At 54.7% G+C, this 18,536-nt stretch carries 28 protein-coding genes; 27 read left to right on the forward strand and 1 reads right to left on the reverse strand.

Annotation, left to right across the window (positions count from 1 at the left end):
* The first annotated feature begins 4 nt into the window (after positions 1–4).
* The 24 genes from rplB (at position 5) to rplQ (ending at position 11,676) form a co-directional block, all read left to right on the forward strand.
* The gene (rplB, locus tag SIC15_RS03400) at positions 5–832 is read left to right on the forward strand and encodes a 50S ribosomal protein L2 (protein ID WP_069185080.1); all 828 of its coding nucleotides are present in this window, start codon (positions 5–7) and stop codon (positions 830–832) included.
* A gap of 23 nt (positions 833–855) precedes the next feature.
* Positions 856–1,131 carry a 30S ribosomal protein S19 gene (gene rpsS / locus SIC15_RS03405; RefSeq protein WP_007154011.1) on the forward strand — a complete coding sequence of 92 codons (276 nt, stop codon included), beginning with the start codon at positions 856–858 and terminating at the stop codon, positions 1,129–1,131.
* Positions 1,132–1,147: 16 nt separating this feature from the next.
* Complete coding sequence (gene rplV / locus SIC15_RS03410; RefSeq protein WP_069185081.1) at positions 1,148–1,480, forward strand: 50S ribosomal protein L22; 333 nt, start codon at positions 1,148–1,150, stop codon at positions 1,478–1,480.
* An 11-nt stretch (positions 1,481–1,491) separates the two neighbouring features.
* Positions 1,492–2,175, forward strand: a complete 684-nt coding sequence (rpsC, locus tag SIC15_RS03415; protein ID WP_008174872.1) for a 30S ribosomal protein S3 — start codon at positions 1,492–1,494, stop codon at positions 2,173–2,175.
* A gap of 12 nt (positions 2,176–2,187) precedes the next feature.
* Entirely contained in the window at positions 2,188–2,601 is a 414-nt protein-coding gene (gene rplP, locus SIC15_RS03420) for a 50S ribosomal protein L16 (protein WP_069185082.1), read from the forward strand.
* Positions 2,601–2,792, forward strand: coding sequence for a 50S ribosomal protein L29 (gene rpmC, locus SIC15_RS03425; protein ID WP_008174877.1), 192 nt, complete (start codon positions 2,601–2,603; stop codon positions 2,790–2,792). The genes rplP and rpmC overlap by 1 nt, the downstream gene beginning before the upstream one ends.
* A gap of 1 nt (position 2,793) precedes the next feature.
* The gene (gene rpsQ / locus SIC15_RS03430; RefSeq protein WP_008174879.1) at positions 2,794–3,060 is read left to right on the forward strand and encodes a 30S ribosomal protein S17; all 267 of its coding nucleotides are present in this window, start codon (positions 2,794–2,796) and stop codon (positions 3,058–3,060) included.
* Between the two features lie 18 nt (positions 3,061–3,078).
* Positions 3,079–3,447 (forward strand): 50S ribosomal protein L14, encoded by a 369-nt coding sequence (gene rplN, locus SIC15_RS03435; protein WP_007154005.1) that lies wholly within the window; start codon positions 3,079–3,081, stop codon positions 3,445–3,447.
* Positions 3,448–3,464: 17 nt separating this feature from the next.
* A complete protein-coding gene (gene rplX, locus SIC15_RS03440) occupies positions 3,465–3,785 on the forward strand; it encodes a 50S ribosomal protein L24 (RefSeq protein WP_273209622.1) in 321 nt (106 codons plus the stop codon).
* Between the two features lie 15 nt (positions 3,786–3,800).
* Positions 3,801–4,340, forward strand: coding sequence for a 50S ribosomal protein L5 (rplE, locus tag SIC15_RS03445; RefSeq protein ID WP_008174883.1), 540 nt, complete (start codon positions 3,801–3,803; stop codon positions 4,338–4,340).
* A 12-nt stretch (positions 4,341–4,352) separates the two neighbouring features.
* Complete coding sequence (rpsN, locus tag SIC15_RS03450) at positions 4,353–4,658, forward strand: 30S ribosomal protein S14 (RefSeq protein ID WP_012139779.1); 306 nt, start codon at positions 4,353–4,355, stop codon at positions 4,656–4,658.
* An 88-nt stretch (positions 4,659–4,746) separates the two neighbouring features.
* Positions 4,747–5,139 carry a 30S ribosomal protein S8 gene (rpsH, locus tag SIC15_RS03455; RefSeq protein WP_069185084.1) on the forward strand — a complete coding sequence of 131 codons (393 nt, stop codon included), beginning with the start codon at positions 4,747–4,749 and terminating at the stop codon, positions 5,137–5,139.
* A 9-nt stretch (positions 5,140–5,148) separates the two neighbouring features.
* Positions 5,149–5,682 (forward strand): 50S ribosomal protein L6, encoded by a 534-nt coding sequence (gene rplF / locus SIC15_RS03460; protein ID WP_008174888.1) that lies wholly within the window; start codon positions 5,149–5,151, stop codon positions 5,680–5,682.
* 9 nt (positions 5,683–5,691) lie between these two features.
* Positions 5,692–6,039 carry a 50S ribosomal protein L18 gene (gene rplR, locus SIC15_RS03465; RefSeq protein ID WP_041341459.1) on the forward strand — a complete coding sequence of 116 codons (348 nt, stop codon included), beginning with the start codon at positions 5,692–5,694 and terminating at the stop codon, positions 6,037–6,039.
* Positions 6,040–6,051: 12 nt separating this feature from the next.
* Positions 6,052–6,552: a 30S ribosomal protein S5 gene (gene rpsE, locus SIC15_RS03470; protein ID WP_008174892.1), complete on the forward strand. Its 501-nt coding sequence runs from the start codon at positions 6,052–6,054 to the stop codon at positions 6,550–6,552.
* A gap of 4 nt (positions 6,553–6,556) precedes the next feature.
* Complete coding sequence (gene rpmD, locus SIC15_RS03475; protein WP_012139786.1) at positions 6,557–6,745, forward strand: 50S ribosomal protein L30; 189 nt, start codon at positions 6,557–6,559, stop codon at positions 6,743–6,745.
* Position 6,746: 1 nt separating this feature from the next.
* The gene (gene rplO / locus SIC15_RS03480; RefSeq protein WP_069185085.1) at positions 6,747–7,181 is read left to right on the forward strand and encodes a 50S ribosomal protein L15; all 435 of its coding nucleotides are present in this window, start codon (positions 6,747–6,749) and stop codon (positions 7,179–7,181) included.
* Positions 7,182–7,198: 17 nt separating this feature from the next.
* Complete coding sequence (secY, locus tag SIC15_RS03485; RefSeq protein ID WP_064230335.1) at positions 7,199–8,521, forward strand: preprotein translocase subunit SecY; 1,323 nt, start codon at positions 7,199–7,201, stop codon at positions 8,519–8,521.
* A 30-nt stretch (positions 8,522–8,551) separates the two neighbouring features.
* Positions 8,552–8,665: a 50S ribosomal protein L36 gene (rpmJ, locus tag SIC15_RS03490; protein ID WP_008174902.1), complete on the forward strand. Its 114-nt coding sequence runs from the start codon at positions 8,552–8,554 to the stop codon at positions 8,663–8,665.
* Positions 8,666–8,805: 140 nt separating this feature from the next.
* A complete protein-coding gene (gene rpsM, locus SIC15_RS03495; protein WP_014575963.1) occupies positions 8,806–9,162 on the forward strand; it encodes a 30S ribosomal protein S13 in 357 nt (118 codons plus the stop codon).
* Between the two features lie 13 nt (positions 9,163–9,175).
* Positions 9,176–9,565, forward strand: coding sequence for a 30S ribosomal protein S11 (gene rpsK, locus SIC15_RS03500; RefSeq protein ID WP_007153992.1), 390 nt, complete (start codon positions 9,176–9,178; stop codon positions 9,563–9,565).
* A gap of 18 nt (positions 9,566–9,583) precedes the next feature.
* Positions 9,584–10,204, forward strand: coding sequence for a 30S ribosomal protein S4 (rpsD, locus tag SIC15_RS03505; RefSeq protein ID WP_069185086.1), 621 nt, complete (start codon positions 9,584–9,586; stop codon positions 10,202–10,204).
* Positions 10,205–10,239: 35 nt separating this feature from the next.
* On the forward strand, positions 10,240–11,244 hold the full coding sequence (locus tag SIC15_RS03510; RefSeq protein WP_008174911.1) for a DNA-directed RNA polymerase subunit alpha: 1,005 nt from the start codon (positions 10,240–10,242) through the stop codon (positions 11,242–11,244).
* Between the two features lie 33 nt (positions 11,245–11,277).
* Positions 11,278–11,676 carry a 50S ribosomal protein L17 gene (rplQ, locus tag SIC15_RS03515; protein WP_064230334.1) on the forward strand — a complete coding sequence of 133 codons (399 nt, stop codon included), beginning with the start codon at positions 11,278–11,280 and terminating at the stop codon, positions 11,674–11,676.
* 224 nt (positions 11,677–11,900) lie between these two features.
* Here the strand turns inward: rplQ and uvrA are convergent, their stop codons facing one another.
* Positions 11,901–14,723 carry an excinuclease ABC subunit UvrA gene (uvrA, locus tag SIC15_RS03520; RefSeq protein ID WP_349343837.1) on the reverse strand — a complete coding sequence of 941 codons (2,823 nt, stop codon included), beginning with the start codon at positions 14,721–14,723 and terminating at the stop codon, positions 11,901–11,903.
* Positions 14,724–14,909: 186 nt separating this feature from the next.
* Here uvrA and SIC15_RS03525 point away from each other — a divergent pair, with 186 nt between their 5' ends.
* From SIC15_RS03525 to SIC15_RS03535, 3 genes are all read left to right on the forward strand, one after another.
* Positions 14,910–16,280, forward strand: a complete 1,371-nt coding sequence (locus SIC15_RS03525; protein WP_069185088.1) for an MFS transporter — start codon at positions 14,910–14,912, stop codon at positions 16,278–16,280.
* Positions 16,281–16,337: 57 nt separating this feature from the next.
* Positions 16,338–16,862 (forward strand): single-stranded DNA-binding protein, encoded by a 525-nt coding sequence (gene ssb, locus SIC15_RS03530; RefSeq protein WP_069185089.1) that lies wholly within the window; start codon positions 16,338–16,340, stop codon positions 16,860–16,862.
* 377 nt (positions 16,863–17,239) lie between these two features.
* Complete coding sequence (locus SIC15_RS03535; RefSeq protein ID WP_153637398.1) at positions 17,240–18,532, forward strand: site-specific integrase; 1,293 nt, start codon at positions 17,240–17,242, stop codon at positions 18,530–18,532.
* Positions 18,533–18,536 lie beyond the last annotated feature (4 nt).

The following is an 18,536-nucleotide window of genomic DNA, read 5'->3' on the forward strand; positions in this document are numbered from 1 at the left end:
TAATATGCCGATCGTCAAAACCAAACCAACATCTGCCGGACGCCGTCACGTTGTAAAGCTTTACAACCCGGATCTCCATACTGGGCGCCCCTACGAGCCGTTGGTAGAAAGAAAGAACAAGACGGGTGGTCGTAACAATGTAGGCCGCATCACAACCCGTCACACGGGTGGTGGCCACAAGAAGCACTACCGTGTCATCGATTTCAAGCGGACCAAAGATGGTATCCCGGCGGTCATTGAGCGCCTGGAGTACGATCCGAACCGCTCTGCGCACATTGCACTGCTGAAGTATGCCGATGGCGAGCGTCGCTACATTATCGCTCCCAAGGGTATGCAGATCGGTGATCCTGTGCGCTCTGGTATCGACGCGCCAATCAAGGTGGGTAGCACTCTGCCGCTCCGGAACATTCCGGTCGGTTCTGTGATCCACTGCGTCGAACTCAAGCCTGGCAAAGGTGCACAGCTGGCTCGCTCTGCGGGCGCATCCGTACAGCTGGTTGCCCGGGAAGGTGCATATGCCACCATCCGCCTGCGCTCAGGTGAAATGCGTAAGGTGCTTGTAGATTGCCGTGCAACGCTGGGTGAAGTATCCAACAGCGAGCACAGCCTCAAGCAGCTTGGTAAAGCGGGTGCATCACGTTGGCGCGGCAAACGGCCAACAGTACGTGGTGTTGCTATGAACCCAGTTGACCACCCGCATGGTGGTGGTGAAGGGCGTACCTCTGGCGGGCGTCACCCGGTTACTCCGTGGGGTGTTCCGACCAAAGGGCATAAGACTCGTAAGAACAAGCGTACTGACAAGATGATAGTACGTCGTCGTTCGGCCAAGTAAACGACTACATAGAGGTAATTGCTGTGCCACGTTCTTTGAAGAAAGGTCCTTTTATAGACCTGCATCTGTTGAAGAAGGTCGAGGCAGCTCTGGAAGCTAACGACAAGCGGCCGATCAAAACCTGGTCCCGCCGGTCAACAGTCTTTCCAGAGATGGTAGGCCTGACCATTGCAGTCCACAACGGCAAGCAGCACGTGCCGGTTTATGTCACCGAAGATATGGTTGGACATAAGCTGGGTGAGTTCGCGGCAACGCGTACTTATCGTGGTCATGCGGCCGACAAGAAAGCTAAACGCTGATTCTGAGGTAATCGAAATGGAAGTAGCAGCCAAGTACAAGGGCGCTCGCCTCTCAGCTCAGAAAGCACGTCTTGTCGCTGACCAAGTACGCGGCAAGGCTGTTGAGGACGCCCTGAACATTCTGACTTTCAGCCCGAAGAAGGCGGCGGTCGTGATCAAGAAAGCTCTTGAGTCCGCCATCGCCAACGCTGAGCACAACGAAGGTCTGGACGTTGACGAACTGCGGGTTTCCACCGTCATGGTGGATGAGGGTCCGACGCTCAAGCGAATCAAAGCTCGAGCCAAGGGGCGCGCTGACCGTATTTTCAAGCGCACCTGCCATATCACCGTCAAGGTCGCCGACAAGTAGGAGATGCTCAGATGGGTCATAAAGTAAATCCAACCGGCATTCGCCTGGGTGTGATCAAAGAGCACAACTCAGTCTGGTATGCCGACAAAAAGGAATACTCCAAGAACCTGCTGAATGACATTCAGGTTCGTGAGTTCCTCGACAAGCGTCTGGTTAAGGCGTCTGTCAGCAAGATTGTGATCGAGCGCCCTGCTCAGAACGCCCGTATCACGATCCATACTGCCCGTCCCGGTATTGTTATCGGTAAGAAGGGTGAAGATGTTGATCGTCTGCGTCGCGAAGTCAGCGACATGATGGGTGTGCCTGTGCACATCAACATCGAAGAAGTCCGCAAGCCGGACCTCGATGCCCGCCTGGTAGCGCAAAACGTTGCCGGCCAGCTGGAGCGTCGTGTGATGTTCCGTCGCGCTATGAAGCGTGCGGTACAGAACGCCATGCGCCAGGGTGCCAAGGGTATCAAGATCCAGGTAGGCGGTCGTCTCGGGGGTGCTGAAATCGCGCGTTCCGAGTGGTATCGCGAAGGTCGTGTTCCTCTGCACACTCTGCGTGCAGATATTGATTACGCAACCTACGAAGCGCATACCACTTACGGCGTAATCGGCGTCAAGGTATGGATCTTCAAAGGTGAGATTCTTGGTGGTATGGAGCAGGTCCGTGCTGACAAGAAAGCCTCTGGGAAGAAAGGTTCTAAGTAAAGGGGCACTCTTATGCTGCAACCAAAACGCACCAAATTCCGCAAGGTAATGAAAGGCCGTAACACCGGTCTTGCTCACCGCGCCAACAAGGTGAGCTTCGGTGAATACGGATTGAAGGCGACCAGTCGTGGGCGTATAACTGCGCGCCAGATTGAGGCGGCACGTCGTACCATGACTCGCCGCATCAAGCGGGGCGGAAAGATCTGGATCCGGATTTTCCCGGACAAGCCGATCTCCAGCAAGCCGCTTGAAGTTCGAATGGGTAAAGGTAAAGGTTCTGTCGAGTATTGGGTGGCTGAAATCCAGCCAGGCCGCATGCTCTACGAGATGGAAGGCGTTGCTGAAGACGTAGCACGCGATGCGTTCACTCTCGCCGCGGCCAAACTGCCGGTACAGACCACCTTTGTAACGAGGACGGTGATGTGATGAAAGCAACAGAGCTGCGTGAAAAGTCAGTCGAGGAGCTGAACAAAGAGCTGATCGACCTCCTGAAGGAGCAGTTCAACCTGCGCATGCGTAAGGCGACAGGTCAGCTGAATCAGTCTCACCTTCTCGGCAAGGTGAAGCGCGACATCGCTCGCGTGAAAACAGTATTGAACGAAAAGGCAGGACAGTGACATGACCGAAGCTACCCAAACTGCCAGAACTCTGAGCGGCAAGGTCGTGAGCAACAAGATGGAGAAATCCATCGTGGTGCTGGTCGAGCGTCAGGTGAAACACCCGCTGTACGGTAAGTACATGAAGCGTTCAACCAAGATCCACGCTCACGATGAGAGCAATCAGTGCAACATCGGTGACACTGTGACCATTCAGGAAACCCGTCCGGTCTCCAAGACCAAGAGCTGGGCCCTGGTGGAAGTCACTGAACGTGCATCCAAGGTGTAATTCGCCCGGAGAACAACCATGATTCAGACTCAAACAATGCTTGAAGTCGCGGATAACAGCGGTGCGCGTCAGGTGATGTGCATCAAGGTCCTGGGCGGTTCACACCGGCGTTATGCCAGCGTTGGGGATATCATCAAGGTGACCGTCAAGGAAGCCATCCCCCGCGGTAAGGTGAAGAAAGGCCAGGTCCTGAAAGCTGTCGTGGTGCGCACTCGCAAGGGTGTTCGCCGTCCCGACGGTTCGCTGATCCGTTTCGACGGAAACGCGGCAGTACTTCTGAACAATCAGGACGCTCCTATCGGTACCCGTATCTTCGGACCGGTTACCCGTGAACTGCGTAATGAGAAGTTCATGAAAATTATCTCACTGGCACCCGAAGTACTTTAAAGGACCAGAGGCCGGTTATGAAAAAGATCAAACGAGATGACGAAGTAATCGTCACCACGGGGAAAGACAAAGGCAAACGTGGTAAAGTCCTGAAGGTTCAGGACGATGGCCGCATGGTTGTTTCAGGGATCAATATGATCAAGAAGCACACCAAGCCGAACCCGATGCTGGGCACCCCAGGTGGCATCGTCGAAAAAGAAGCACCTATCCAGGCTTCCAACGTGGCTATTTTTAATCCGCAGACCGGCAAAGCCGATCGCGTAGGCTTCCAGACCAAGGAAGACGGCGCGAAAGTGCGGATCTTCAAGTCCACGAATGAAGCTGTCGATAACCAGTAAGCGGTGGTGGTTACGATGCTTAACATGAAAGAGCAGTACAGTAAGGAAGTGGTACCCGCCCTGCAGAAAGAGTTCAGCTACAAGAACATCATGCAGGTGCCGCGTATCGAAAAGATCACCCTTAACATGGGTGTCGGCGAAGCGGTTGGTGACAAGAAGCTGATTGAAAATGCCGTGGCGGATCTTGAGCGCCTGGCAGGTCAGAAAGCCGTTGTTACCAAGGCACGTAAATCCGTTGCGGGTTTCAAGATCCGTGAAGGTTGGCCTATCGGCTGTAAGGTTACCCTGCGCGGCGAGCGTATGTGGGATTTCTTTGATCGCCTGGTTCACATTGCGGTTCCCCGCATTCGTGACTTCCGGGGTCTGAATCCCAAGTCGTTCGACGGTCGTGGTAACTACAGCATGGGTGTGCGTGAGCAGATCATTTTCCCCGAGATCGAGTACGACAAGGTCGACAAGATCCGTGGTCTGGACATCACCATTACCACCACTGCCGGTACCGACGATGAAGGTCGCGAACTGTTGAAAGCCTTCGGCTTTCCGTTCAAGAAATAAGGAACGAGTGTAATGGCTAAGGTTTCCATGAAAAACCGTGAGCTCAAGCGCGAAAAGACCGTTGCAAAGTTTGCAGCGAAGCGTGCCGAGCTCAAGGCGATTATCAAGAACCCGAATACCAGCGATGAAGAGCGTTGGGATGCACAGATGAAGCTTCAGCAGCTTCCTCGCGATGCTTCTCCCTCACGTCTTCGTAATCGTTGCCAGGTGACTGGTCGTCCCCACGGCGTTCTGCGCAAGTTCGAGCTGTCACGGATCAAGCTCCGTGAATACGGCATGCGCGGTGACGTTCCGGGCCTGACCAAGGCAAGCTGGTAAGATAGGCATCCTGACTTCGGTCAGGTGCCTGTTGGTAAGCGGTGCGGCAAGCCGCTGCACAACTAAAAAGATCAGGAGCCTCATACCAATGAGTATGCAAGACACGCTTGCGGATATGTTTACCCGTATCCGTAATGCACAGATGGCATCAAAAGCAGACGTTACGATGCCGTCTTCAAAGATGAAGATCTCCGTAGCCCAGGTCCTCAAGGACGAAGGTTACGTTGACGATTTCTCCGTTTCAGCCGACGCGAAGCCCGAGCTGACGATTACTCTGAAGTACTTCGGCGGCAAGCCGGTTATTGAAGAGATCAAGCGGGTCAGCCGTCCGAGTCTGCGCCAGTACAAAGGCGCTGGGGAACTGCCGAAAGTATCCGGTGGTCTGGGAGTCGCGATTGTCTCAACGTCCAAGGGCGTTATGACAGACCGCGCCGCACGAGCTGCTGGCGTGGGTGGCGAAGTCATCTGCACCGTATTCTAGGAGATACACATGTCCAGGGTTGCCAATAATCCTGTCGTGCTGCCTTCCGGTGTTGAGGTTAAGCTGAACGGACAGGAAATTAGTGTGAAGGGTTCCAAGGGGGCGCTTCAAATCACCATTCACCAAGCGGTTGAAGTAAAGCAGGAAGAGAATGTTCTGCGCTTTGCGGCCCGCGATGGTGCTACAAAGTCCCGCGCTCTTGCTGGTACTACTCGTGCACTGGTCAACAACATGGTGACCGGTGTTTCCACAGGCTGGGAACGTAAACTCCAGCTGACGGGCGTAGGTTACCGTGCCCAGGCGCAAGGTAAGAAGCTCAATCTGACACTGGGTTTTTCCCACCCGGTCGAGTACGAGCTGCCCGAGGGGATTACCGCAGAAACTCCGTCCAATACGGAAGTTGTAATTCGCGGTATCGACAAGCAACAGGTTGGCCAGGTCGCTGCGGAAGTCCGCGCGTTCCGTCCGCCCGAGCCTTATAAGGGTAAGGGTGTTCGTTATGCGGATGAGCAGGTCAGACGCAAAGAAGCCAAGAAGAAATAAGGCGGGACTATGAGCGCGAATAACGAAAGATTGCGTCGCGCACGCAAAGTGCGCATGAAGATCCGTGAACTGGGTACCAATCGTCTGTGCGTTCACCGCACACCGCGTCACATGTATGCCCAGGTCACGACTGCAGACGGCAGCAAAGTGCTGGCTTCTGCCTCCACGTTGGATAAGGAACTGCGCCAGGGTGCAACCGGTAACGTGGACGCTGCCAAGAAGGTTGGTCAGCTGATTGCTGAGCGTGCCAAGGCAGCAGGTGTTGAGCAGGTTGCTTTTGACCGCTCCGGTTACCGTTATCACGGCCGTATTCAGGCTCTGGCCGACGCAGCCCGTGAAGCTGGCTTGCAATTCTAAGAGGTGGAGAAGATGAGCGTTAACGAACAGAAGGCGCCTGAGCTCCAGGAAAAGCTGGTTCAGGTCAATCGTGTCGCCAAGGTTGTTAAAGGTGGCCGTATTTTCGCCTTCACCGCACTGACAGTAGTGGGTGATGGTAAAGGTCGCGTTGGTTTCGGTCGTGGCAAGGCGCGTGAAGTGCCGGTCGCCATCCAGAAGGCCATGGAAGCTGCACGCAAGAACATGGTAGAAGTTCCGCTTGACGGCACTACCCTGCAATACCCGGTCAAGGCTCAGCATGGCGGCTCCAAGGTCTACATGCAGCCAGCTTCTGAAGGTACTGGTATCATCGCCGGCGGTGCGATGCGTGCGGTACTGGAAGTGGCGGGTGTTCAGAACGTACTGTCCAAGTGTTACGGGTCTACCAACCCGGTGAACGTGGTACGTTCCACCATCAAGGGTCTCCAGGCAACTCAAGCGCCTGAAGATATTGCAGCCAAGCGCGGTAAGACCGTGGAAGAGATTCTGGGTTGAAGTCATGGCGAACGCAAAAACGATCAAAGTAACTCTGACCCGCAGCCCCATCGGCTGCCAGCCCAAGCACAAGCTGTGCGTCAAGGGCCTGGGTCTTCGTAAAATCGGTCACACCGTGGAAGTGGAAGATACTCCGTCTATCCGCGGCATGATCAACCGGGTTGATTACCTGGTTCGGGTTGAGGAGAACTAAGATGCGTCTGAACGAACTTAGTCCGGAACCCGGTTCACGCCAGGCACCCAAGCGTGTCGGTCGTGGTATCGGTAGCGGTCTCGGTAAAACCGGCGGTCGTGGTCACAAAGGCCTGAAATCCCGTTCCGGCGGCAGCGTAGCGCCCGGTTTCGAGGGTGGTCAGCAGCCGTTGGCCCGTCGTCTGCCGAAGTTTGGTTTCACCTCCCGTCAGCAGCGTTACGTTGCAGAAATTCGCCTGAACGAATTGGCGAAGGTTGAAGGCGATGTGGTGGATCTGGAAGCCCTGAAGAAGGCGGACATCATTCGCGGGGAAATTCGCGAAGCCAAGGTTATCCTGTCTGGTGAATTGAGCCGGCCGGTAACCGTGAAGGGACTTCGGGTAACCAAAGGCGCGCGCGAGGCAATTTCTGCCGCGGGTGGTAAAGTCGAAGACTAAGGCGAGTCGAGGACTAAATGGCCAAGAACGCATCATTGCCTGCGGGCGCGGGTAAAGGACTGGCAGAGCTGCGATCGCGGCTCTGGTTTGTCTTCCTGGCATTGCTGGTGTACCGGATCGGTGCCCACATCCCTGTGCCGGGTATCAACCCCGACCGTCTGGCGGCACTGTTTGAACAGAACCAGGGCACAATCCTGAGCATGTTCAACATGTTTTCCGGTGGTGCGCTTGAGCGCATGAGTATCTTCGCTCTCGGTATCATGCCGTATATTTCGGCCTCTATTATCATGCAGCTCATGACTGCGGTCAGCCCGCAGCTTGAGCAGCTGAAAAAAGAAGGCGAAGCTGGTCGTCGTAAGATCAGCCAGTACACGCGGTATGGTACGGTTATCCTGGCCCTGGTTCAGGGTTTTGGTATTTCTGTCGGCCTGGCATCACAGGGTGTCACCTTCAATGACAGCTTCAGCTTCCACTTCGTGGCAGTTGTGTCGTTCGTAAGTGGCGCCGTGTTCATGATGTGGCTTGGCGAGCAGATCACCGAGCGGGGTGTCGGTAACGGCATTTCTCTCCTGATCTTCGCCGGTATTGTTGCCGGGTTGCCCGGCGCTATCGGTCAGACGCTCGAGCAGGCCCGTAATGGTGAGATGAGCCTGCTGGTCGTCCTGGGTATTGGCGTTCTTGCGGTTGCTGTAATTGGCTTCGTGGTGTTCATGGAGCGCGGTCAGCGCCGGTTGACGATCAACTACGCCAAGCGGCAACAGGGGCGCCGGGTGTTTGCTCAGCAGTCCAGCCATTTGCCTTTGAAGGTGAACATGGCGGGTGTCATTCCGCCGATCTTCGCTTCATCCATTCTGCTGTTCCCTGCATCTCTGGGTCAGTGGTTCGGCCAGGGCGAGGGTATGGAATGGTTGAGTGATATCTCCCAGGCCCTGGCGCCAAGCCAGCCGTTGTACATTATCTTGTTTGCGGCAGCAGTGGTTTTCTTCTGCTTCTTCTACACAGCGCTGATGTACAACCCGAAAGAAGTTGCGGATAACCTCAAGCGCTCTGGAGCGTTTATTCCGGGCATTCGTCCTGGTGATCAGACTGCCAAGTATATCGATGGTGTTCTGACCCGTCTGACGCTGTTCGGTGCAATGTACATTGCAGCAGTTTCCCTGTTCCCTCAGTTCCTGATGGTGGCCGGGAATGTTCCGTTCTATCTGGGCGGTACCTCACTGCTGATTGTTGTAGTCGTGGTGATGGATTTCATGGCGCAGGTTCAGTCGCACCTGATGTCCCATCAGTATGAATCACTGATGAAGAAGTCCAATCTCAAGGGCTATGGTCGGAACGGTTAACCCCGTTCCCCTTGAAAACTGGAGTCGACAATGAAAGTACGCGCTTCGGTAAAGAAAATTTGCCGTAACTGCAAAGTAATTCGTCGCAATGGCTCGGTACGAGTCATTTGCTCGGAGCCTCGTCACAAGCAACGCCAGGGCTGATTCCTGAAGGAATCCTTCCTGACATTGTAGGGTTTCGAAATGATGGCGCTTGACTCCATGCGGGGTCAGGCGCTATTATTTCGCGCCCTTTTTGTGGCGGAAAATTCACACAGCAAAGCTTTGAACGCGGAGTAATTTGGATGGCACGTATAGCCGGTGTCAATATACCCGATCACAAACATGCTGTTGTCTCGCTGACCTACATCTTTGGTGTTGGCAAGACCACAGCCCAGAAGCTTTGCGATGCAACCGGCGTCAAGCCGGACGTCAAGGTCAAAGACCTTAGCGATGAGCAGCTTGAAGCACTTCGTACCGAAGTGGGCAAGGTGTCTGTCGAAGGCGATCTGCGTCGTGAAGTACAGATGAACATCAAGCGTTTGAAGGATCTCGGATGCCACCGTGGTCTGCGTCATCGTCATGGCCTTCCGGTCCGTGGCCAGCGCACCAAGACCAACGCACGCACCCGTAAAGGTCCACGCAAACCTATTCGTAAGTAACAGGTAGGCAAACATGGCAAAGCCAGGTACACGTACCCGTAAAAAGGTGAAAAAGACGGTTGTTGATGGCGTCGCGCACATTCACGCGTCCTTCAACAACACTATCGTGACCATTTCTGACCGTCAGGGCAACGTCCTGTCCTGGGCCACCTCCGGTGGTTCCGGTTTCCGTGGGTCACGCAAGAGTACACCTTTTGCTGCGCAGGTAGCAGCTGAAAGAGCCGGTAATGCGGCTGCTGAATACGGCCTTAAAAACCTGGACGTAGAGGTTAAGGGTCCTGGGCCCGGACGTGAATCTGCAGTTCGCGCGCTGAACGCGTGTGGCTACAAGATCACCAACATCACAGATGTGACGCCGATTCCCCACAACGGCTGTCGTCCGCCCAAGAAGCGCCGCGTCTAACACAGGAGACAGTGAATTATGGCTCGTTATATAGGCCCGAAGTGCAAGCTGTCTCGTCGTGAAGGGACAGATCTTTTTCTGAAGAGCGGTGTTCGCGCGCTCGATTCAAAGTGCAACATCGAGACTCCGCCGGGTATGCACGGCGCGCGTCGCGGTCGTCTGTCCGAGTACGGCGTACAGCTTCGTGAAAAACAGAAAGTTCGTCGTATCTACGGCGTTCTCGAGAAGCAGTTCCGCAACTATTACAAAGAGGCCGCCCGAGGCAAGGGTGCAACTGGTGAAAACCTGCTGCAACTTTTGGAAGGCCGTCTTGATAACGTTGTATACCGCATGGGCTTTGGTTCCACCCGTGCAGAAGCCCGTCAGCTCGTCTCTCACAAGGCGATCCTGGTTAACGACAAGTCGGTGAACATCCCGTCTTACCAGGTCCGTCCGGGTGATGTTGTGAGCGTGCGTGAGAAGGCGAAGAACCAGCTGCGTGTTAAAGGCGCACTGGATCTGTCTGCAAGCCGTGCACCGGTGAGCTGGGTAGAGGTCGACGCCAACAAGATGTCCGGCGTTTACAAGTCAGTACCTGAGCGTACTGAACTGCCGGCCGACATCAACGAGAACCTCATCGTCGAGCTTTACTCCAAGTAAAGCCCAGTTAGCAACGATAGCAGATAGGGGCGTCTATGCAGCGTTCAGTACATGAGTTATTGACACCTCGTACCATTGACGTGAAGGAATCAAGCGCCACGCGTGCCAAGGTTACGCTTGAGCCTCTGGAAAGAGGCTTTGGTCATACCCTGGGCAGTGCACTGCGCCGGATTCTCTTGTCTTCGATGCCGGGCTGCGCCGTGACTGAAGCGCAGATCGACGGTGTCCTGCACGAGTACAGCGCCATTGAGGGTGTCCAGGAAGACGTCATCGAGATTCTTCTGAATCTCAAAGGCGTAGCCGTAAAAATGAACGGTCGGGACGATGCCGAGCTTACGCTCAGCAAGAAAGGCCCGGGCGTTGTGACAGCAGGTGATATCAAGCTGGATCATGACGTCGAGATTGCCAACCCGGAGCACGTGATCTGTCACCTTAGCGAGAATGGTGAAGTGAACATGCGTCTCCGTGTGGCTCGCGGTCGCGGCTATGAGCCGGCAGACCAGCGTGGTCTCGACGAGGACGAAACTCGCGCCATCGGACGTCTGCAGCTGGATGCAACATTCAGCCCGGTTCGTCGCGTGGCTTACGCCGTGGAAAGCGCACGGGTAGAGCAGCGGACCGATCTGGACAAGCTGGTTATCGACCTGGAGACCAATGGCACCATCGACCCGGAGGAAGCGATTCGTCGGGCGGCCACCATCCTCCAGCAGCAACTGGCGGTGTTTGTTGATTTCGATCATGAGAAAGAGCCTGAGCGCGTTGAGGAAGAGGAAGAAATCGATCCTATCCTGCTGCGCCCGGTTGATGATCTGGAATTGACAGTGCGTTCAGCTAACTGCTTGAAGGCTGAGAACATTTACTACATCGGCGATCTTATCCAGCGCACAGAAGTTGAGCTGTTGAAGACGCCTAACCTTGGTAAAAAGTCGCTGACCGAGATCAAGGACGTTTTGGCGTCCCGTGGTCTGTCACTGGGTATGCGTCTTGATAACTGGCCGCCGGCTAGCCTTCGTGGCGACGACCGGGTTCTGGGCGGTTAATCGCCGATTAGTTTAAGGTAAGGAATAAGAGCAATGCGTCATCGTAAGAGTGGTCGTAAGTTCAGCAGGACCAGTGCGCATCGCAAGGCCATGTTCCGTAACATGACTGCGTCACTGGTTGAACACGAGCTGATCAAAACAACGCTGCCGAAAGCCAAAGAGCTTCGTCGGGTAGCTGAGCCTTTGATCACGCTTTCCAAGAATGATTCGGTCGCGAATCGTCGTCTGGCGTTCTCACGCCTGCGTGACGATGCAGCGGTTGCCAAGCTGTTTGATGAGCTGGGCCCCCGTTACAGCGAGCGTCCGGGTGGATACCTTCGTATCCTGAAGTGTGGCTTCCGTGCCGGCGACAATGCCCCGATGGCATTTGTTGAGCTGGTTGGTCGTCCGCTGGATATTGAAGCGGAAGAGGTGGACGAAGACGAGGATTAATTTCTTCGGCTTTGGCCAACCACGAAGAAACCGGGTTCCGTGAGGTTCCCGGTTTTTTTGTGTCTGGGTTTTATATGTGACTGGCAGTCTGAGAGCTTGGGTGGCTGGCGCGGGGGTGAGGGTGTATTTTCTTTGGGAAAACAACTCGCTTCGCTCAGACATCTTTTCCCGGCAGAAAATACACCCTCACCCCCTCGCCGACAGAGCTCTTAGTTGCCCGCCAATTATTTGGTCAGCATTGGTTTGAGATAACGTCCTGTGTGGGAAGCAGGGTTCTTGGCAACCTCCTCCGGGGTTCCCTCAGCAATGATCTGCCCGCCGCCAGACCCACCTTCGGGGCCCAGATCGACGATCCAGTCTGCGGTCTTGATGACGTCCAGGTTGTGCTCGATCACCACGATGGTGTTGCCGTGGTCGCGGAGCCTCTCCAGGACATTCAGAAGCTGCTGGATGTCGTAGAAGTGCAGGCCGGTGGTGGGCTCGTCCAGAATGTACAGCGTTTTGCCGGTGTCTCGTTTGGACAGTTCCTTAGCCAGTTTTACCCTTTGGGCTTCGCCGCCGGAGAGGGTCACGGCGCTCTGACCGAGGCGGATGTAGGACAGGCCGACGTCGATCAGGGTTTGGAGTTTGCGGGCGATGAAGGGGACCGCATCGAAGAACTCACGTCCCTCTTCCACGGTCATTTCCAGCACTTCGTTGATGTTCTTGCCCTTGTACCGGACTTCCAAGGTTTCGCGGTTGTAGCGTTTGCCCTTGCAAACATCGCAGGGTACGTAGACGTCTGGCAGGAAGTGCATTTCTACCTTGATCACGCCGTCGCCCTGGCAGGCTTCGCAGCGGCCGCCCTTGACGTTGAAGGAGAATCGGCCGGGCTTGTAACCCCGTGAGCGGGCTTCCTGGGTTCCGGCGAACAGTTCCCTGATCGGCGTGAACAGTCCTGTGTAGGTCGCGGGGTTGGAACGCGGTGTGCGGCCGATGGGGCTCTGGTCGATATCGATGACCTTGTCCAGATGGTCGAGCCCCTTGAGTGACTGGTAGGGCGCGTGGTTCAGACTGGTGGCCTTGTTGAGTTTCGCGGCGGCGACCGGATACAGGGTGCTGTTGATCAGCGTGGACTTGCCGGACCCGGACACGCCGGTGATGCAGGTCATGATGCCCAGAGGCAGGTTCAGGGTTACATCTTTCAGGTTGTTACCGGTAGCACCAGCAAGGGTCAGTGATTTTCCGCCGCCTTTGTTCCGCGTACTGGGTACGGCTATCTCCCGGCTGCCTTTGAGGTATTGGCCGGTCAGAGAATCCGGGTTGTCGATAATCTGTTGAGGCGTGCCCTGGCCGATGATGTGGCCGCCGTGGACGCCGGCGCCCGGGCCGATATCAATCACATGGTCGGCGGCTCGAATGGCGTCTTCATCGTGCTCGACGACAATTACCGTGTTGCCCAGATCACGCAGGTGGGTGAGGGTGGCCAGCAGGCGGTCATTGTCCCGCTGGTGGAGCCCGATGGAGGGTTCGTCGAGAATGTACATGACACCAACCAGTCCGGCCCCGATTTGGCTTGCCAGGCGAATACGCTGGGCTTCGCCCCCGGAGAGGGTGTCGGCGCTTCGCTCCAGGGTGAGGTACTCCAACCCCACGTTCACCAGGAACTGGAGCCTTTGACGGACTTCTTTCAGAATTTTCTCGGCAATTTCGCCCTTCCGGCCCGGTAGGGCGAGGGTTTCGAAGTAATCATGGGCCTCGCCAACCGGCAGATGGGTAACGTCCGAAATATTGTGTTCTTCAATAAACACATGGCGGGCGCTACGGCGCAGACGGGAACCCCCGCACTCCTTGCAGGGCTGTGTGCTGAGGTTACGAGCCAGTTCCTCTCGCATACTTTGAGAGTCAGTTTCGCGGTAGCGCCGCTCAAGGTTGGGGAGAATGCCTTCGAACGGATGGGCCTTTTCCATGATGTGGCCACGGGAATTCACGTAGCGAAAAGGAATGTCTTCTTTCCCCGAGCCGAACAGCAGTACATTTCGGAAATCCTCGGGAAGGTCCACCCAGGCCGTTTCCAGATCAATGCCGTAGTGATCTGCCACGCTGCCCAGCATCTGGAAGTAATAGACCGCCCGGCGATCCCAGCCCTTGATGGCGCCCGATGCCAGAGTGGCCTCTGGGTGCTGGACGATTTTCTCTGGATCGAAGAATTGTTTGACGCCAAGCCCGTCGCAGGTAGGGCAGGCGCCTGCGGGATTGTTAAATGAAAACAGTTTTGGCTCGAGTTCGCTCAGGGCGTAGCCGCATTGGGTGCAAGCGTAACGGGCGGAGAATGTGTGTTCTTCGCCTTCACCGGTCATCGGCGCTACCAGGGCGATTCCGTCCGCGAGGTGCAGCGCCGTTTCAAAGCTTTCTGCCAGGCGCTGTTCAAGGCCCGGCTTCACCTTGAATCGATCAACGACCACATCAATCTGGTGCTTGCGTTTCTTGTCCAGGGCCGGCACATCGTCAATGTCGTAAACCGTGCCATCCACCCTCAGGCGGATGAAGCCCTGGCTGCGCATGGTTTCGATAACCTGCAGGTGTTCGCCCTTCCGGTCCCGTATCACCGGCGCGAGGATCATCAATTTGCTGTCCTCTGGCATGGCCACCACCTGATCCACCATCTGGCTTATGGTCTGAGCTTCCAGGGGCTGGCCATGGTCTGGGCATCGAGGCTCACCGGCACGGGCAAAGAGCAGGCGCAGGTAATCGTATATTTCGGTGATGGTGCCAACGGTCGAGCGCGGGTTGTGGGAGGTGGATTTCTGCTCAATGGAGATGGCGGGCGACAGACCTTCGATGTGGTCTACGTCCGGCTTTTCCATCATCGAAAGAAACTGGCGGGCATAGGTGGAAAGCGATTCTACATAGCGGCGCTGTCCTTCCGCATAAAGCGTATCGAACGCAAGGGACGATTTCCCGGAGCCGGAAAGGCCGGTGATCACGATCAGCTTGTCCCGTGGCATATCCAGGTCGATGTTTTTCAGGTTGTGGGTCCGCGCCCCTTTGATCTGGATATGGTCCATAACACCTCGCTCGGATAAAAAACGAAAATTATACCGCGTTGGGTCGGCTGCGGCGAAAATGATCCCCGGATCAGCATCACGCGACCTGTCCCCCGTCAGCGCCCCTTCTGCTACAATGCGCCGCCTGCGAAGGGTATTTGCCCTCAATCTGACCGCTTTCAACCCCGGCTGAGGTACGTAATTGCCATGAACGCGCTGGAAAAACGCTCCGTACTCGCACTGGCGTCCGTCTACGCCATGCGCATGCTCGGACTGTTCATGGTGCTGCCGGTGTTCATGCTGCTTGGTGAAGATCTCAAAGATGCGACGCCGGCCCTGCTCGGTTTTGCCATAGGGGCATACGGCCTCAGCCAGGCCCTGTTGCAGATTCCCTTTGGCATGCTGTCTGATCGGGTCGGTCGTAAGCGCATGATCTACATCGGGCTCGTACTGTTTGCCGCGGGCAGTTTGCTGGCCGGGGCCACGGACTCCATATACGTTGTGATTGCCGGTCGGATTCTTCAGGGTGCCGGCGCTATCGCCAGTGTTCTGATGGCGTTGCTCAGTGACCTGACCCGTGAAGAGGAGCGGACCAAGGCCATGGCGACCGTTGGTATCACGATTGGTCTGTCGTTCTCGGTCTCCCTGGTGCTTGGCCCCCTTCTTGGGGCCTGGTGGGGGCTGTCCGGAATCTTCTACGCGACCGCAGCGCTGGCAATTGTGGCGCTGGTGATCGTCAACCGCCTGGTCCCGACGCCCCATCAGCACAAGACGAGCCCCGACACCCATCCTGCCAGGGACATGCTGGGCCGTGTGCTTTCAGACGGTCGTCTTCTCCGGTTGGATTTCGGCATCTTTGCCCTGCACCTGGTGCTCACCGCCCTGTTCCTGGTCTTTCCCTCCATGCTGCAGGAGCAGTTTGGTCTTGCCAGCAGGTCACACTGGTGGTTCTACCTGAGCGTGATGATCACGTCTTTCTTTGCCATGGTGCCCTTCATCATCATCGGTGAGAAAAAGCGTCGGATGAAGCCGGTGCTGTGCGGGGCGATTGCGTTACTGACGTTGGCCACTGCCGGGTTTACTGGTGTGTCCGGCAGCCTGGTTGCGGCCTGGGCCGTGCTGTTTTTCTTCTTCATGGCCTTCAATCTGCTTGAAGCCAGCCTGCCGTCACTGATCAGCAAAGAGGCACCGGCGGCAAGCAAAGGAACAGCGATGGGGGTCTATTCCACCTCCCAGTTCATGGGTGCGTTTCTGGGCGGCGCCCTGGGCGGCTATCTGCTGGAGAGTGGCGGAATCCAGGGTGTGCTCTGGTTCATGGTGGTGGTGCTTGGCCTCTGGTTACTGGTAGCGCTTACTATGCCAGCGCCCGGCCACACCACCAGTTTCGTGGTACAGTTGCAGCAGGTAATGAACAACCAGTACGACGATATCGATGACAATCTCCGTCGCCTTCCCGGCGTTCAGGACGTGGTGATTGTTGAAGAGGCTGCCACTGCCTATCTTAAGGTGGATCGTCAGCAATTTGATGAGGCGTTACTTGCGGACTTTTCCTTTGTCCGGCAGGCTAAACATTCTTGAAATCCGGAGGCCCGCACGGAACGCGGGAGTCCCTGAAAAAAGAGTCAGGAGCAGAGCATGGCACGAGGCGTAAACAAAGTAATTCTGATCGGTAACCTGGGACAGGACCCGGATACCCGCTACACCCCTAACGGTAATGCCGTTGTGAACCTGAATCTGGCAACAGACGAAAGCTACAAGGATCGTCAGACCGGGCAATTGGTGCCGAAAACCGAATGGCACCGGGTTGTCATGTTCGGCAAGATCGCCGAAGTGGCGGGCCAGTATCTGCGCAAGGGCTCGAAGGTCTACATTGAGGGCAAGCTGCAGACGCGCAAATGGCAGAACAAGGAAGGTCAGGATGTCTACACCACCGAGGTTGTGGTGGATATCAACGGCCAGATGCAGATGCTCGACAGCCGTGGCGGCGAAGGCGGTATGAATCAGGGCGCCCCGGCAGGGCGGCCTCAGCAGTCCGGCTATAATGCCCCGGCGGGCCAACAGAACAACCCGCCACCGCAGTCTGGTGGTTACAGCAATCAGCCGTCGCAGGGCAGCATGCCGGAGCCGGTAGACGACTTTGACGATGACATTCCGTTCTAGACACCACTTTTTGCAAAAGTGTTCAAAGGTAAACGAGAGGCCCTGTATTTCGGGGCCTTCTTGTTTTATCGGAAAAAATTACTGTCCAAATTGCGCGACAAGTAAATTAACTTAAAAATTGTCCAAAAACTGCAAAGTTTGCTTCTGAAACGTTGCCCCCCATCGTTCTGAGATGACCGCCTCAGGTCTGCTCGAACTCCGAACGAGTTTGTTCCTGCAGTTACAAGATCACCCTCGACTAGACTCTTACTAAACCCAGAGCTTGCAAAACGCCCCGAAAAAAGTGCCACCGTTTGTCCAAAAAAATGAAAATTTATAGGTTCTAATAGATCTATGGGGGCAGAAGTTCCCGTTAGAACTTATATATTTGGTGAAGAATGAAGACGGTTAATGCAAAACTTTCCAGTGGAGAGCGATTTCCTTTATTAATCGATGATTCCGGAATCCCGGATTTGTGGGTTACCACCTATACCGTGGTTAAATGCAGACCAAACCACGACTTCAATACTATGAGAAACATTGTATGTCGTTTGCGTAGCTTCCGTTATTTTGAGCAAATTTCTAACAGAAACATTGAGGCTGAGTTCTCCAGAGGCATATTTCTCTCAGAATCAGATTGCGAGAAACTCCGCAGTTTTAGCTGGGTTAATCAGTCTACGGTGAATATTAATAAAGGGAGTAATGATCTTACAAAACTATTTTCCGGCGCACGGTATGTCTCAGCGGAAGTTTGCGCTCAACGACTACGTGACATTCGGAAGTTTCTCGTATTCATCGCTGAATCCATAAATAAAAATAATGTCCATAAGAGTGAGGTACGTCAGTCAATAAAAGATATGGATAAAAAGTTGTGCGCAATTACTCCGAAAACTAGCCCTTCCCGGGGCTCCGTCGACCCCTCTCAAAAAGCACCGAGTCCAGAGATTTTTCTTAAGATTTTGGAATTGGCTGATCCGGATAACCCCAGAGTCCCATTTCGAAAGGCTGTTCGAAAAAGGAACTCTTTAATGTTCAAAATCCTTTTTTCAACTGGTATGCGGTTAGGAGAGCTCTTATGTCTTAGAACAGACAGCAAGCATCTGGATCTCACTGCGGAACCGCCAATGATTCATATCAGGAAGCCAAGTGCTGGAGAAATCCATGTTGATGAGCGTTATCTACCACCTTCTCAAAAAACTATTGAGCGTTCGATATTCATTAGCCGAGAACTTGCTTTAGAGATCGAAGAGTACATTAAAATTCATAGAAGGAAAGTACTGCCAGCAAGAAAACATAGTTGGTTATTTGTAAATCACAGGAAGGGTGATCATTGGGGAAGCCCGATCTCACTGAACAACTGGATAAATTCTGTAGACAGGTTAAGGAAAGTTGACCCGGACCTTTATCATGGAGTGAAAAGTCACGGTTTTAGGCATACATTCGCGTACCTCTGGAACGAAAAGGTAGATGAACACAATTTAAAAGCAGCTGCTAGACCTGAATTAAAAATGAAAATCATTGGTGATAAAGAGCGCCAAGACGCTTTCATGAATATCATGGGATGGACCAGTATAAATAGTGCTAAGCCATATGAGCTAAGGCGTATAAAGAAGATCGTTGACTCGGTGACTCTGGAGGGAGTTCAAGATTTATCTAAATATATTGATGTTTCGATAATCGGTGGAGGTTAAGTCA

Origin of the sequence: Marinobacter sp. MIT932201 (assembly GCF_047123295.1) — a bacterium.
Taxonomy (GTDB): Bacteria; Pseudomonadota; Gammaproteobacteria; order Pseudomonadales; family Oleiphilaceae; genus Marinobacter; species Marinobacter salsuginis.